The 14,308-nt window shown below is 53.2% G+C and carries 12 protein-coding genes; 3 read left to right on the forward strand and 9 right to left on the reverse strand.

Features of this window, described 5'->3' with window-relative positions:
* Positions 1-12: 12 nt before the first annotated feature.
* The 7 genes from PSCS_RS13130 to argF form a co-directional block, all read right to left on the reverse strand.
* Positions 13-225, reverse strand: coding sequence for a hypothetical protein (locus PSCS_RS13130; RefSeq protein ID WP_068812549.1), 213 nt, complete (start codon positions 223-225; stop codon positions 13-15).
* Entirely contained in the window at positions 222-1,169 is a 948-nt protein-coding gene (locus PSCS_RS13135) for a peptidylprolyl isomerase (RefSeq protein ID WP_068812550.1), read from the reverse strand. The genes PSCS_RS13130 and PSCS_RS13135 overlap by 4 nt, the downstream gene beginning before the upstream one ends.
* Positions 1,170-1,262: 93 nt before the next feature.
* Positions 1,263-1,934 carry a nucleotidyltransferase family protein gene (locus PSCS_RS13140; RefSeq protein WP_082866617.1) on the reverse strand — a complete coding sequence of 224 codons (672 nt, stop codon included), beginning with the start codon at positions 1,932-1,934 and terminating at the stop codon, positions 1,263-1,265.
* An 81-nt stretch (positions 1,935-2,015) separates the two neighbouring features.
* The gene (locus PSCS_RS13145; protein ID WP_068812551.1) at positions 2,016-3,446 is read right to left on the reverse strand and encodes a ribonucleotide-diphosphate reductase subunit beta; all 1,431 of its coding nucleotides are present in this window, start codon (positions 3,444-3,446) and stop codon (positions 2,016-2,018) included.
* Between the two features lie 23 nt (positions 3,447-3,469).
* Positions 3,470-6,325: a ribonucleoside-diphosphate reductase subunit alpha gene (locus tag PSCS_RS13150; RefSeq protein WP_068812761.1), complete on the reverse strand. Its 2,856-nt coding sequence runs from the start codon at positions 6,323-6,325 to the stop codon at positions 3,470-3,472.
* A gap of 292 nt (positions 6,326-6,617) precedes the next feature.
* Positions 6,618-8,510, reverse strand: a complete 1,893-nt coding sequence (locus PSCS_RS13155) for a putative bifunctional diguanylate cyclase/phosphodiesterase (protein ID WP_068812552.1) — start codon at positions 8,508-8,510, stop codon at positions 6,618-6,620.
* Positions 8,511-8,627: 117 nt separating this feature from the next.
* Positions 8,628-9,527, reverse strand: a complete 900-nt coding sequence (gene argF, locus PSCS_RS13160; protein WP_068812553.1) for an ornithine carbamoyltransferase — start codon at positions 9,525-9,527, stop codon at positions 8,628-8,630.
* 181 nt (positions 9,528-9,708) lie between these two features.
* Between argF and grxD the strand changes: the two genes are divergently transcribed.
* The gene (gene grxD / locus PSCS_RS13165; RefSeq protein ID WP_068812554.1) at positions 9,709-10,044 is read left to right on the forward strand and encodes a Grx4 family monothiol glutaredoxin; all 336 of its coding nucleotides are present in this window, start codon (positions 9,709-9,711) and stop codon (positions 10,042-10,044) included.
* A gap of 26 nt (positions 10,045-10,070) precedes the next feature.
* On the opposite strand, the gene rnt is transcribed toward grxD, so the two are convergent.
* Together rnt and pyrC are read right to left on the reverse strand one after the other, a co-directional pair.
* On the reverse strand, positions 10,071-10,718 hold the full coding sequence (gene rnt, locus PSCS_RS13170) for a ribonuclease T (protein ID WP_068812555.1): 648 nt from the start codon (positions 10,716-10,718) through the stop codon (positions 10,071-10,073).
* Positions 10,711-11,754 (reverse strand): dihydroorotase, encoded by a 1,044-nt coding sequence (gene pyrC / locus PSCS_RS13175; protein WP_068812556.1) that lies wholly within the window; start codon positions 11,752-11,754, stop codon positions 10,711-10,713. The genes rnt and pyrC overlap by 8 nt, the downstream gene beginning before the upstream one ends.
* Before the next feature lie 137 nt (positions 11,755-11,891).
* Between pyrC and PSCS_RS13180 the strand changes: the two genes are divergently transcribed.
* Both PSCS_RS13180 and PSCS_RS13185 read left to right on the forward strand, forming a co-directional pair.
* Complete coding sequence (locus PSCS_RS13180; protein ID WP_082866618.1) at positions 11,892-12,782, forward strand: flagellar protein MotY; 891 nt, start codon at positions 11,892-11,894, stop codon at positions 12,780-12,782.
* Between the two features lie 98 nt (positions 12,783-12,880).
* Entirely contained in the window at positions 12,881-14,095 is a 1,215-nt protein-coding gene (locus PSCS_RS13185; protein WP_068812557.1) for an argininosuccinate synthase, read from the forward strand.
* Positions 14,096-14,308: the final 213 nt, after the last annotated feature.

Here is a 14,308-nt window from a genome sequence, read left to right on the forward strand (position 1 = left end):
CAGTAATAAAGTTTATTTCGCTGGTTTGTCCATTTGGCGACCGATGAACCACCCCAGGCCGGTACCCAGCGCGATCATCAGTAACCATTGTCCACTCAGCAGGCCCAGCGCCAGTCCCAGAAAAACTCCCGCACTGACAAACAGAGGGGTCAGGCTGCTTTTTTGTTGGCGATTCTTCTTCGCAGGCGTTTTGTTGGCATGTCGGCGTTTGCGACGCTGTGTCATTGCAACCCCCTTGCTGCTTGGCTGATTTCGCTGCCAACGCCCACGGGTTGCCCGGGTGTTGCCAGACCTATGGATGAGATGAAAATATTACCCGGCCGCCGCTGGCTTATCAGGGTAGCAGGTGTTTCCCCCCCTACCATCTGACCAATCACTGTATGGGTGCCCGTGAGCCAGGGCATATCAGCCAGCAGTATGGCAAATTCACTTTGATTGCTGCCTGGGCCACGGTTGACCATGACAACACTGCCAGACAGTGGGCGTCGGGAAGGCAGACGTGAATTGTATTCGTAACCCAGCATCTCGTGTACCTGCAACAGGTTCATGCCGGCCAGGGTGGACAACACTTCATTCTGCCTGTCAGCCAGCTCTTCGACAGTGTTGATGCCCAGTTGATCATAAAGCGGACGTAACAATCGTGTACGAAAATCATCGGCGTCACTGATATTTAACCAGGGGTGAGGCTGGCCATCTGCTTGTAATGCGGGTAATTGTTCCAGACCCAATCCCAGCGCGTTGATTTCGTCACTCACATAAGGCACCGCTGGTGGCTGTTGTCTCTGTGTGGTTGGCTGCTCATGCTGCGCGCCGGTCTGGATAAACAGGTTGCGTTCGATACGATGGAAAGTGTTGTTCTCATACAGACGCTGCCGCCACTCTTCATTACCTATCAATGTTAATAAATGCTCAACATTGGCGGGAGCTGCTTGTGGGAAAAGCTCGATCCAGATGTCACCGACATTGGTGGTGATCTGAATCAAGGGGTTCCGGCGGTTGTTCATGTTTGCCAGCACGGCTGTATCAGGAGCGGCGTTTTGATCAGCACTTGGAGCCGGCGGCTGTTGTGCGTTTACAGGCAGTGCCAGTGGCAAGATGAATAACATCAGCAATAATACAGTTCGTTTGATGGACCGGGCATGCTTGTGCCAGCTATTGATTGTCATCATTGTTCCGTATCCTCGTGCTGAAGAATTATCCCTGGCGTGACCGCCAGTCTAAAGTCACTCGCTTGACTGTAGCAGCGGTGTCTTGCGCTGATTTTATGAGAGCTGCTCGCTGGCATCAAGCAAACGCTGGAGGGAGTCGCGGTCATCGATATCCTGCAGTATCCCGGCATCATCGACGGGGATGCGAATAACAGCATCCTGATGAGTTTTAATCACCTGGCGTGCTCCGCTGTCTCCCCGGCATTGCTGCAGGGCGGCAAAAAACTGTGCACCAAATATCACTGGGTGTCCGGGTTTGCTGTTATGCACAGGCAGAATAATCCGGTCTTCTCTGGCCTGCTCAATCAGCTGCTGCAGTGTGGCTGGCGAAAGCTGCGGCATGTCAGCCAGGCATATGGCTGCACACTGCCAGTCACCAGGGATCATGCGAGCACCGCAAGCCAGGCTGCTGCCCATGCCTTGCGCTGCATCAGGATTCAGGACAATATCCAGCCCATTGGCTGAATCGTAAACGCCTTGTTCCAGCAAAGCCTCGCGACCGATGATCAGGATATCAGCAAATACGCTGCGAACAGACTTAAGACTGTGGGTAAACAGGTTTTCGCCATCGTTCAGTCTTGCTGCCAGTTTGCAACCATTAAAACGACGACTGAATCCGGCAGCCAGCAACAAGGCACCTGTTTTAGGGGATTGGGTCAGAGCAACCGTCGGTGGGTTGTTCCCGGACGCATTCGTGGCTGATGAAGGGTGAGGGGCTTCAGGCATAATGAATCACACCGGAGCCCGGTGCTGAAGGTATGGCGAATAGACCTTCAGCACCGGACCCGCTGTGAGCTCCCTTGAGGATCAGTCCCAGGTTAGGGCTCCCCCGGTCTGGTATTCGATAACTCGAGTCTCAAAGAAGTTCTTTTCCTTGCGCAGATCCATAATTTCGCTCATCCAGGGGAAGGGGTTCTTCACGCCCTTGAACTGTTCTGGCAAGCCGATCTGTACAAGTCGACGATTGGCGATGAACTGAAGGTACTCCTCCATCATCACCGCATTCATGCCCAGTACACCACGTGGCATGGTGTCGCGTGCATATTCAATTTCCAGCTGTGTGGCCTGCAAAATCATGCGCGTGGCATCACGCTTCATGGCGTCGTCCCACAGCTCCGGGTTCTCGATCTTGATCTGGTTGATCATGTCGATGCCGAAATTCAGGTGCATGGACTCATCACGCAGGATGTACTGGAACTGCTCTGATGTGCCGGTCATCTTGTTGCGGCGACCCATGGACAGAATCTGGGTGAAGCCACAGTAGAAGAAGATACCTTCCAGGCAGCAGTAGAACGCGATCAGGTTCTTTAGCAACGCTTTGTCCGTTTCCGGAGTGCCGGTTGTGAAGTTAGGATCGCTGAGTTCTTTGGTGTACTTCAGTCCCCAGGAAGCTTTTTTCGCCACCGAAGGGATCTCGTGGTACATGTTGAAGATTTCACCTTCATCCATGGCCAGTGATTCAATACAGTACTGGTAAGCATGCGTATGAATGGCTTCTTCAAAGGCCTGGCGCAGAATGTACTGACGGCACTCCGGATTAGTAATCAGGCGGTACAGCGCCAGTACCAGGTTGTTGGCAACCAGCGAGTCTGCCGTGGAAAAGAAGCCCAGATTGCGCTTAACAATCAGGCGTTCATCAGGCGTCAGGCCATTCTTGCTTTTCCACAAGGCAATGTCTGCCGTCATGTTGATTTCCTGGGGCATCCAGTGGTTGGCACAGCCATCCAGGTACTTTTGCCAGGCCCAGTCATACTTGAACGGCACCAACTGGTTCAGGTCAGCGCGACAGTTGATCATGCGCTTGTCGTCAACAGTCACCCGTTCTGTCCACTCGCCAACTTCTTCCTGCCCGACTGTTATGTCCAGGTCTTCGAGTTCGGCGTGTGCCTGAGCCATCACCCGCTGGTTCACCGCATCAGCTGCGGCATCGCCAGTTTGTGTGGCCGGTGTCGCCGCATCGGGCAGCGTTGAATCGACCCCCGGCGTGGCCGCCTGCAGCGCTGCGTCATAGCTTGCTGCTGCCTGTTCCCGGATCGCATCCGGGGCCGTGGTCGGTTGCGCCTGGCTCATGCCAGTCGTTGCTGCTGCACCGTTGCCATTAGTGTTGGCTGAGGCAGGCGCGGCTTGTGCCGCGCTGCTGCCGGTATTGCCAGAGCCTGCATTAGTGCTGGTACTGGCAGGTGCTTTTTTGCCTGCTTCTTCGCCGGATTCTTCGTAGAAGTCGTCCCAAGAAAGCATTTTAACCCCCTGATATTTAATATTTATTGACAGGCTTCGCAGTCTGGATCATCAATTGAGCACGCCTGTGGTACGGCTGCTGGTTCCGGTGTGCTGGATACCGCATTCAACTTGCTGCCAGAGACAGTGGATTTCTCCGTGCTGGTCGCCGCCAGTGAGCGCAGGTAGTAGGTGGTTTTCAGACCACGCAACCAGGCCATGCGATAGGTGATATCCAGTTTCTTGCCATTGGCACCTGCGATATACAGGTTCAAGGACTGTGCCTGGTCAATCCATTTCTGGCGCCGTGCAGCGGCATCAACCAGCCAGCGTGGCTCAACTTCGAATGCTGTTGCATACAGATCTTTCAATTCCTGAGGAATACGGTCAATCTGCTGCACGCTGCCGTCGTAGTATTTAAGATCATTTACCATGACCGGGTCCCAAAGGTTCATCGCCTTGAGATCACGAATCAGGTACGGGTTTACAACAGTAAACTCGCCTGACAGGTTCGATTTCACATACAGGTTCTGGTATGTCGGCTCAATCGACTGGGAAACGCCTGTAATATTAGCAATAGTTGCTGTTGGCGCAATCGCCAGCACGTTGGAGTTTCTCATGCCGGTGCTGGCAATGCGTTGACGCAGTGCATCCCAGTCCTGGGTGGTGGTGAAATCCGCTTCCAGGTATTTCTCGCCACGTGTCTCCTGCAACATTTTCAGTGAGTCGATTGGCAGAATACCCTGATCCCAGAGTGAACCTTTATAGCTTTCGTAAGTACCACGTTCTTCGGCCAGGTCAGTTGAAGCCTGAATCGCGTGATAGCTGATGACCTCCATGGATTCATCAGCAAACTTCACAGCGTGATCAGAACCGTAGGGGATACGCTGAATGTACAGTGCATCCTGGAAGCCCATCACACCCATACCGACCGGGCGGTGCTTGAGGTTTGAGTTCTTGGCCTGCGGTACGGAGTAGTAATTGATATCAATCACGTTATCCAGCATACGCACAGCCGTCTTGATGGTTTTCTCCAGTTTGACCTGATCCAGTCCGGTATCCGTGACGTGATTGACCAGGTTCACAGAGCCCAGGTTACAGACGGCAATTTCTTCCGCGTTGGTGTTCAGAGTGATTTCTGTACACAGGTTGGAAGAGTGGATCGTGCCAACGTGCTGTTGTGGTGAGCGCACGTTACATGAGTCCTTGAAGGTGACCCAGGGATGGCCTGTCTCGAACAGCATGGAGAGCATTTTTCGCCACAGGTCTTTGGCGCGGACCGTTTTGTAGACCTCGATCTCACCGGCAGCGGCACGGCGCTCGTATTCTTCATAGGCTCGCTCAAATGCCAGGCCATGCAAATCATGCAGGTCAGGTACATTGTTGGGCGAGAACAGCGTCCATTCACCGTCTTCAAAGACGCGTTTCATGAACAGATCCGGAATCCAGTTGGCGGTGTTCATGTCGTGCGTACGGCGACGGTCGTCACCGGTGTTCTTGCGCAACTCCAGGAATTCTTCAATATCCAGGTGCCAGGTTTCGAGGTAGGCGCAGACAGCGCCTTTGCGCTTGCCGCCCTGGTTAACCGCGACAGCCGTGTCGTTGACCACTTTCAGGAAAGGCACAATACCCTGTGACTGGCCGTTGGTACCCTGAATGTGCGCACCAAGTGCCCGCACCGGCGTCCAGTCATTACCCAGGCCACCAGCCCACTTGGACAGCATGGCGTTGTCCTTGATGGCGCTGTAAATGCCGTGCAGATCATCTGGCACGGTGGTCAGGAAACAGGACGACAGCTGAGGTCGTAATGTGCCGGAGTTGAACAACTGAGGTGTGGAGACCATATAGTCAAAGCTGGAAATCAGGTTGTAGAACTCGATTGCCCGTGCTTCACGGTCTTCCTCGTTGCTGGCCAGTCCCATGGCAACACGCATGTAGAATATTTGCGGCAGCTCGAAACGCACACCATTGCTGTGAATGAAGTAGCGGTCGTACAGCGTTTGCAGACCGAGATAGGTGAACTGAGTATCGCGTTCAGCTTTTAGGGCTTCACCCAGCACTTCCAGGTCATATTCAAGCAGGTGAGGGGACAGCAGGCCCAGCTCTACGCCTTTTTCAATATAGGGCTTCAGAACGCTGGGGTAGCGATAGTTCATTTCGCTCTGGGTGGCGCTGTCGGTGACACCAAGGAACGTCAAAGCTTCACTGCGCAGTGTGTCAAGCAACAGGCGTGCTGTTACATAGGTGTAGTTGGGATCCTGCTCAACCATGGTTCGCGCCGTCATCACAGCAGAGGTGCGAACATCTTCCAGCTTGACGCCCGGGTAGAGGTTTTTCAGTGTTTCCTGGTAAATGGCACCTGCAGAGACGCCTTCGAGGCCAGCACAGGCTTCATCAATAACGGTTTGCAGCCGCTGTGTATCCAGGGGAGCCTGGGTGCCATCAGGGTAGGTGACCTGAATCGTGGATTCCGAAGGTTGCTCCTGGCTGCGCTGTTGTTCACGCAGTCGAGTGTGCTCGGCACGGTACAGTACATAGGCTCTGGCTACTTTGTGTTCGCCGGTACGCATCAGTGCCAGTTCGACCTGGTCCTGGATCTCTTCAATATGAATAGAGCCGCCGGAGGGCATGCGGCGCTTGAAAATGGTTGATATTTGCGCGGCCTGTTTGGCAACGGTTTCCCGGACCCGGGCTGATGCGGCAGCGGTGCCGCCTTCTTCAGCCAGGTATGCCTTGGTGATGGCGACGACAATTTTTGATTCATCATAATTGACGACGGCACCATTGCGTTTAATAACGCGGAGCTGGCCTGGGGCAGTTGCCGGCAGGTCCTCTTTGGCACTTAACTCGGTACGCGGATTAACCGTGGAGCTGCCATAACTCGGAGTATTCGTCTGCATTGGGTTCTCCATGATGTTATTCTGATCTGCCTGTCTAATTCGGTTTGGTCTAGTTTGTTTGGTATTAGTCTGCCCAGGTTGAGCTTGACTGCTTAATTGCTTGCTTACAGCTAACCTGGTCTAAGAAAATGCGGAAATACTAGATATAGGTGTTTGCGTGCTTCAGGACACAAGATAGTGCGCAAAACGACGGAATGCAAGAGCTTTTTGTGTGGAAAGTCTGTGGATAAGTTGTGGTTTGTTTTGGTTGGTAACACAACATCTAGTGCGAGGAGTGGTGATTTTGCGCCGATCAGGAAGGAACTGTATCGAACTCGTGGCCAACTGCCAGGTTGATGCGGTTTTGAACGTTGGGTGCTTCCTGTTGGATGGATTCGGCAGGAACGGGTTCGGCGAACAGGTAACCTTGTACCAGGTAACATTGGTGCTTGCGCAGGAACCGGGCTTGCTGCTCCGTTTCCACGCCTTCTGCTACCACCTGCAGGCCCAATCGTTGCGCCATTGCGATAATGGCTGTTGCGATGGCGATATGTTCCGGGTTGTCAGGAAGGTTGGCGATAAAGGAGCGGTCAACCTTGAGCTTGTCGACGGGCAGTCGGGTGAGGTAGTTAAGCGATGAGTAGCCAGTGCCGAAGTCATCAATCGTCACTGTCACTCCCAGGCGTTTCAGTGCCTGTAGTGTGACAATAGCCTGCTCCATATTGCCCATGAGCATGCTTTCCGTGATTTCCAACTCCAGGTGTTTGGGTGGTAATCCGGTTTCCTGCAGGGTATCGCGTACCAGGTTGACCAGGTTCATGTCTCTGAACTGCCGGGCAGACAGATTAACAGCAACCGTCTGCCCGTGCTGTGAATGACTGTCCATGATTGCTTTCATGTGCTGGCAAGCCTGCCGTAATACCTGCTCTCCTAACGGCATGATCAGCCCCGTCTCTTCGGCGACGGGAATGAAGCGTTCCGGCGAAATCATTTCCGCCTGCTCATGCTGCCAGCGTACCAGGGCTTCGTAGCCGCAAACTTCCTGGGTCAGCATGTTGACCTGGGGCTGGAAGAAGACGACCAGTTCGTTGTTATTGATGGCACTGCGCAGGTCATTCTCCAAAGCCATGCGGGCCAGCGACTCAATATTCATGTCGTCGGTAAAGTACTGGAAATTGTCACGTCCCTGTTCTTTTGCCTGGTACATAGCAAGGTCGGCATTACGCATCAGTACGCTGGCATTCATGCTGTCTTCCGGCGCAATCGTGATGCCGATGCTGGCGGAAACCGTAACTTTCTGGCTGCTTAGCTGGATCGGCTCGGTCAGGACGGCAAGGATTTTCCGGGCAACCAAAGCCGCATCTTCTGCCTGGTTAATATCGGAAAGCAGGAGTGTGAACTCGTCACCACCGAGGCGGGCGACAATATCTTCTTCGCGAACACACTGTTTCAGGCGGGAGGCGACTGTGCACAGTAACTCGTCGCCGACATCGTGGCCCAGCGTATCGTTGATGCGCTTGAACTGATCCAGGTCCAGAAACAGCAGCCCCAGCATTTTTCGGGTGCGCCGGATATGTTTGAGGCTTTGCTCCAGGCGATCTTTGAACAGGCGGCGGTTTTCCAGGCCGGTTAATGGGTCATAGAACGCCAGTTTTTCCATTTGCTCCTGGGTCTCTATGCGCTCACTGATATCGTCGATGTTAAGCACGATATGCGTCAGGGTGCCGTCATCATCGAGAATGGGGGAGGCTGTCACCTGTTGCCAGAAAGATTCACCGTTCTTGCGGTGACTGCTCATGAAGGTTTCCCAGCTGCTGCCCAGTTGCATGGCTTCCTGTAATGTGAGCTGGCTGCCGTCAGTGAGTTCCTGGTTATTGATTAAATCGGCAATCTGCCCGATGGCTTCCTGCAGGCCGTAGCCGGTAATGCGGGAATAGCGCGGGTTGACGTATTCGATTACACCATGGCAGTCGGCGATGACGATGCCGCTTTGGCTCTGCTCAATGGCCCGGGAAAGTATTTGCAGCGACTGGGCGGTGAGCGCTGAAGCAGAACCTGATGCCTGCGCCTGTCGGGAAGGTTTGACTTGTTCGGCTGATGCAGGGCGGGGCAGTGAATGGTTGCGCCGACGCCAGTATGCAGCAGGTGGTAGCACCAACAGCGCAGCGACGAACGCAATGACCAGGACACTACCCAGTTCACTCATGACAGGGAGCCCTTGATGCCGGAAGCAGAAAAGCTGTCCGGTGGAACACGGCGCAGCCAACCACCTTGTGGCAATAAGGTGGTTGAGAAACCGGGCAGGGTTACACGCCGGGCGTGTTTAGTCTGCGCAAAGGAATTCGAGCAGTGCCATTTGTGCATGTAATCTGTTTTCCGCTTCATCCCATACAACACTGTCAGGCGCATCGAGCACCTCTGCGCTGACTTCTTCTCCGCGGTGGGCCGGCAGGCAGTGCATGAATAGTGCATCTGGTGCGGCCTCAGCCATGAGCTGCCTGGTAACCTGGTACGGCTGGAATTTCTCGCGCCGTATACGCTGTTCTTCTTCCTGCCCCATGGAGGCCCATACGTCAGTCGTGACCAGGCTGGCATCTTTTACCGCAGCAACCGGGTCGCGAACAATATGAACACGGTCAGCGTTTTCAGCCAGCAGCTGTGCGTCGGGATCGAATCCCTCCGGGCAAGCAATATTCAGTGTGAAATCAAATTGTTTGGCGGCATTGATGTAGGACTGACACATGTTATAGCCATCACCAATCCAGGCCACAGTTTTGCCGGCAATGTCACCCCGGTGTTCAAAGAAAGTCTGCATGTCTGCCAGCAACTGACAAGGATGGTACCCGTCAGTCAGTGCATTGATGACAGGCACTCTGGAGTGCTCGGCAAAGCGTTGCAGTTTCTCGTGCTCAAACGTTCTGATAGTGATCACATCGACCATGCGGGAAATGACTTTAGCGCTGTCCTCGATACTTTCACCGCGCCCCAGTTGGGTGTCAGACGGTGAGAGGAATAGCGCGGAGCCACCCAGTTGGTTCATGGCAACTTCAAAAGACACTCTGGTGCGGGTAGAAGATTTCTCAAAAAACATCGCTAATGTTTTGTTTTTTAAAGATTCGCCTCTTAGGTTTGGGCTCTTCTTTAGCGCAATCGCACGATGAATTATCTGGTGTAATTCAGTGGGTTCCAGATCCAGCAGTGTCAAAAAGTGTCGCGTTGTCATAGCAATACCAATGGCTTAATTAAAAAGGGGCAGCAACGCTACCCCTAAAAACAAGCCACGTATCTTACCACTTTTTACACACAGAGCAATGTGATCTGCCGACACATACACTGTGGTTGTCTATGGAAATCATGTAGAATGCGTCCATTGTTTAATATTCACGTCAAGGTGAAAGGTTTATATGAGTGTAGAGCAAACTATTCGCGATCAGATTGAATCCAACAACATTCTGTTGTACATGAAAGGGTCGCCCGATCAGCCACAATGCGGTTTTTCAGCACAGACAGTACAGTGCCTGATGTCTTGCGGTAAGCGTTTTGCTTATGTGGATGTACTGGCGAATCCGGAAATCCGTTCAACCCTGCCGGGAATTGCGAATTGGCCGACTTTTCCGCAGCTGTGGATTAAAGGTGAGCTGGTAGGTGGTTGTGACATCATTACGGATTTATATCAGAAAGGTGAGTTGCAGAACCTGGTCGATGAAGCTGACCAGGGTGCTACCGAGCAAGATAGCTAAAACAGATCTGGTTTACCGGCAACCAGTCAGGTTGCCGGTGGCCATCCTCCCAGCTGCTGCCAGCGGTTGACGATCCCGCAAAACAATTCCGCCGTTTTTTCCGCATCATATTTCGCTGAGTGAGCTTCGTTGCCATCAAAACTGATGCCGGCCGCGTCACAGGCTCGTGCCAGTACCGTCTGGCCATAGGCAAGTCCGCTTAAGGTGGCGGTATCGAAACTGGAAAAAGGGTGGAACGGGTTGCGTTTCAGGTCATGGCGTCGTGTTGCTGCATTGATGAAACCGTGATCGAAATGGGCATTATGCGCCACAATCACTGCCCGTTTGCAGCCGTTTTGCTTCATGGCCTGACGAATGACTTTAAACAGGTCCTGAAAAACATCTTTCTCCTGGCGTGCTATCCGCAAAGGGTGCCAGGGATCTATGCCGGTAAATTTCAACGCCGCGTCTTCAATATTTGAACCCTCAAATGGCACGACACGGTGGAAATGGGTCTGCTCCGGATTCAGCTGTCCATTATCATCCATACCCAGGATGACGGCAGCAATTTCCAGTATGGCGTCGGTAGCGGCATTAAACCCCCCGCACTCGATGTCGACAACGACTGGCAGGTAGCCGCGAAACCGTGTTGCCAGCAAACTTTCGGTTGGATCAGGTACGGCTTGTTCAGACATAATCAACAACTTTCCAGTTCAGTGTTTGGCCCGCGCACAATGGCACCAGGTCAGTGTCGAGGTAAGAATAGGCGTCAGGCACCTGCCAAGCTTCTTTTCTTAACACAATCTTATCGCGGTTTCGTGGCAGACCGTAGAAATCAGCACCGTAAAAGGCAGAGAAAGCTTCGAGTTTGTCCAGAGCGTCTGCCTGCTCAAAAATTTCCGCATACAGGGACATGGCAGCAAAGGCACTGTAACAGCCGGCACAGCCGCAGGATGTTTCTTTAGTATGCTGAGCATGCGGAGCAGAGTCCGTACCCAGGAAAAACTTGGGATTTCCACTGGTTGCCGCTTCCAGCAGGGCTGTTTGATGGATATTCCGTTTCAGAATGGGCAGACAGTACAGGTGAGGTCTGACACCACCAACCAGCATGTCGTTACGGTTATACATCAGGTGTTGCGGGGTAAGGGTAGCAGCGATGTTGCTACTGGCCTGAGCGACAAACTGCGCGGCATCTGCCGTAGTAATGTGCTCAAGTACCACTCGCAAATCAGGGAAACGTTCCAGTAACGGGCTCAGAATGGTATCGATAAAGCGCTTTTCCCGATCAAAAATATCGACATGATTATCGGTTACTTCACCGTGCAGAAGTAGCGGTAAGCCAGCATCACTCATGGCTTCCAGGGCGGGGTATACATTTTCGATAGCGGTCACGCCGCTGTCAGAATTGGTAGTCGCTCCTGCCGGATAATACTTCACCGCATAAATGTCTGGGTGAGCGGCGGCTTTTTGTATTTCCTCGGAAGATAAACGGTCTGTCAGATACAACGTCATCAGCGGATCAAAATTGCTACCCGTCGGGCGGGCATCAATAATGCGCTGTCGATAGGCTGCTGCCTCTGAGGCGGTTGTTACCGGTGGCTTCAGGTTCGGCATAATGATGGCACGACCAAAAGTGGCGGCTGTATGAGGGACTGTCGTGTTTAGCGCTTCGCCGTCCCGGACATGCAAGTGCCAATCGTCGGGGCGGGTGATGGTGATTTCCTGGAGCATAGAAAGACTTCGGTTCCTGGCATAAAGTTTGTGAGCGCGCTGCCGATGCAAATAACAGGTGCGGCAAGTTCAAAGGCTTACCGTGATATAGCAGTTGACAGTCAAGATTGTCAGAGCGCAACGGACAGGCGATATCAATGAGGCAGAAGTTTACCCTATATTGGCACAGTATGCTCTGCTTGCTGACGCCCGGCTTAGCAGTAGCGGGTAACGTGACCTCATACTACCCTGACCTGGAAGCTGCAGCCTGGACACTGAATGACTCAGTCTTTGAGTGCCGACTGGAGCAGAGTATTCCCGGTCTGGGCCAGGCTGTGTTCTCCCGGGAGGCAGGCGCTGCACTGACATTTTATCTTGATGTCGTGGACAGCCCATTGGCAGCAGGGCGCGCCTTGTTGAGTTCGCAGCCGCCACAATGGCGCACAGAACTGGGTGTTCGTGATATTGCTTATGTCGATGTGGTGGCGGATGTCAGGCCGGTCACCCTGGATAGTGGCACCAGTCAGCGAATCATAGCCGAACTGGGGCGTGGCATGGTGCCAACATTAATGCGGCAAGCCTGGTATAGCCCGGAAGAATCCATCCACGTCGGATTGTCCCCCGTTAAATTCAGTGCCGCTTATGAACAGTATAAAAGCTGCCTGTCAGGTCTGTTGCCAGTTAATTTTTCGCAAATTGAGCGTTCTACGGTTTTCTGGGAGAGCAATCAACGCGAACTCAGTGCCGGGCAAAGGCAGCAACTGGATGATATCGTGACCTATCTGGAAGCGGATACCTCAGTCCATACCATTGATATTAACGGTTTTACTGACAGTGCCGGGCGTGCCCGGGAGAACCTGGAGCTTTCCCGTATCCGAGCTTTCCAGGTGCATAATTACCTGGTTTCCCATGGCGTCCCGGAAGATATGCTGAACACCCGGTACTTTGGCGCCACACCCGAGTTTCGCATTGTACGTAATGAACGAAGTGCTGATGATCGGGACAGAAACCGGCGAGTCACACTGCGATTGCATCGCGACGATGATTGATGGCGTTGGCTGATAGTCGAAATCCCCCGCAATACCCAGTATAATAAGCCCCTTTTGCTGTGACGACCGAATCGTCATCCTTCGAAGGAGTGCTGTGCATGTCTGCGATCAACAAAGTCGTGTTGGCCTATTCTGGTGGTCTGGATACGTCCGTGATTGCCAAATGGCTGATGGAAACCTATCAATGTGAAGTGGTCACCTTTACGGCTGACCTGGGCCAGGGTGAAGAGCTCGAGCCGGCACGCGCCAAAGCTCAGGCGATGGGTATCAAGGAAATTTACATTGATGATCTGCGCGAAGAGTTTGTCCGCGATTTTGTTAATCCGATGTTCCGCGCCAACGCTCTGTACGAAGGCGAGTATCTGCTGGGCACTTCCATTGCACGCCCGCTGATTGCCAAGCGCCTGGTGGAAATTGCCAACGAAACCGGCGCCGATGCCATTGCACACGGCGCCACCGGTAAAGGTAATGACCAGGTACGTTTTGAACTGGGTGCTTATGCACTGAAACCAGGTATTCAGGTGATTGCCCCCTGGCGTGAGTGGGACCTCAATTCCCGCGACAAGCTGCTGGCCTATTGTGAACAACACCAGATTCCGGTTGAGAAAAAACGCGGTCAGAAATCACCGTATTCCATGGATGCCAACCTGCTGCATATTTCTTATGAAGGTGACATCCTGGAAGATCCCGGTGCTGAGCCGGAAGAAGATATGTGGTTATGGTCAGTGTCTCCGGAAAACGCACCTGATGAGGCAACTTACCTGGAGCTGACCTACAAAAACGGTGATATCGTTGCCATTGATGGTGAAGACATGACGCCCGCCACCGTGCTGGCTTACCTGAACAAGGTGGGCGGTGCCAACGGTATTGGTCGTACGGATATCGTGGAAAATCGTTATGTCGGCATGAAGTCGCGCGGTTGTTATGAAACACCCGGTGGCACCATCATGCTGAAAGCACACCGTGCCATCGAGTCCATCACACTGGATCGTGAGATGGCACACCTGAAAGATGAGCTGATGCCCCGTTATGCAGAGCTGGTCTATAACGGTTACTGGTTTGCCCCGGAACGTCAGGCCATGCAGGCTCTGATCGATTACTCTCAGCAGTATGTTAACGGCAAGGTACGTGTGAAGCTGTACAAAGGTAACGTCATCGTTGTCGGCCGTGAATCAGACGACTCCCTGTTCGATGCCAACATCGCGACCTTCGAAGACGATGCCGGTGCCTACGACCAGGCCGACGCAGCCGGCTTCATCAAACTGAATGCCCTGCGCCTGAGAATCGCCGCCAACAAAGGCCGAAAGGTGTAATCAACCAACGACCAAACCTGGCTCACCAGGCTTCTACAACATAACCCCTAAAAAGGCCGGCAATGAAAAACTGCTGGCCTTTTTGCATCTTGCACCAAATAGCCCCAAAACACGGCACAAGGGCAGATCATCCCTCCACATACCTCAGCCAGTCAGACCACGCTATGCCTAACGCCCTTCACCCGAAAACGCAGTCGAACTGTTTGAGCCGTC

This window comes from Pseudohongiella nitratireducens, assembly GCF_001642735.1.
GTDB lineage: Bacteria > Pseudomonadota > Gammaproteobacteria > Pseudomonadales > Pseudohongiellaceae > Pseudohongiella > Pseudohongiella nitratireducens.

Coding starts and splice junctions, on each gene's coding strand:
- PSCS_RS13130 (WP_068812549.1), bottom strand. CDS start 225: ATGACACAGCGTCGCAAACGCCGACATGCCAACAAAACGCCTGCGAAG.
- PSCS_RS13135 (WP_068812550.1), bottom strand. CDS start 1,169: ATGATGACAATCAATAGCTGGCACAAGCATGCCCGGTCCATCAAACGA.
- PSCS_RS13140 (WP_082866617.1), bottom strand. CDS start 1,934: ATGCCTGAAGCCCCTCACCCTTCATCAGCCACGAATGCGTCCGGGAAC.
- PSCS_RS13145 (WP_068812551.1), bottom strand. CDS start 3,446: ATGCTTTCTTGGGACGACTTCTACGAAGAATCCGGCGAAGAAGCAGGC.
- PSCS_RS13150 (WP_068812761.1), bottom strand. CDS start 6,325: ATGCAGACGAATACTCCGAGTTATGGCAGCTCCACGGTTAATCCGCGT.
- PSCS_RS13155 (WP_068812552.1), bottom strand. CDS start 8,510: ATGAGTGAACTGGGTAGTGTCCTGGTCATTGCGTTCGTCGCTGCGCTG.
- argF (WP_068812553.1), bottom strand. CDS start 9,527: ATGACAACGCGACACTTTTTGACACTGCTGGATCTGGAACCCACTGAA.
- grxD (WP_068812554.1), top strand. CDS start 9,709: ATGAGTGTAGAGCAAACTATTCGCGATCAGATTGAATCCAACAACATT.
- rnt (WP_068812555.1), bottom strand. CDS start 10,718: ATGTCTGAACAAGCCGTACCTGATCCAACCGAAAGTTTGCTGGCAACA.
- pyrC (WP_068812556.1), bottom strand. CDS start 11,754: ATGCTCCAGGAAATCACCATCACCCGCCCCGACGATTGGCACTTGCAT.
- PSCS_RS13180 (WP_082866618.1), top strand. CDS start 11,892: ATGAGGCAGAAGTTTACCCTATATTGGCACAGTATGCTCTGCTTGCTG.
- PSCS_RS13185 (WP_068812557.1), top strand. CDS start 12,881: ATGTCTGCGATCAACAAAGTCGTGTTGGCCTATTCTGGTGGTCTGGAT.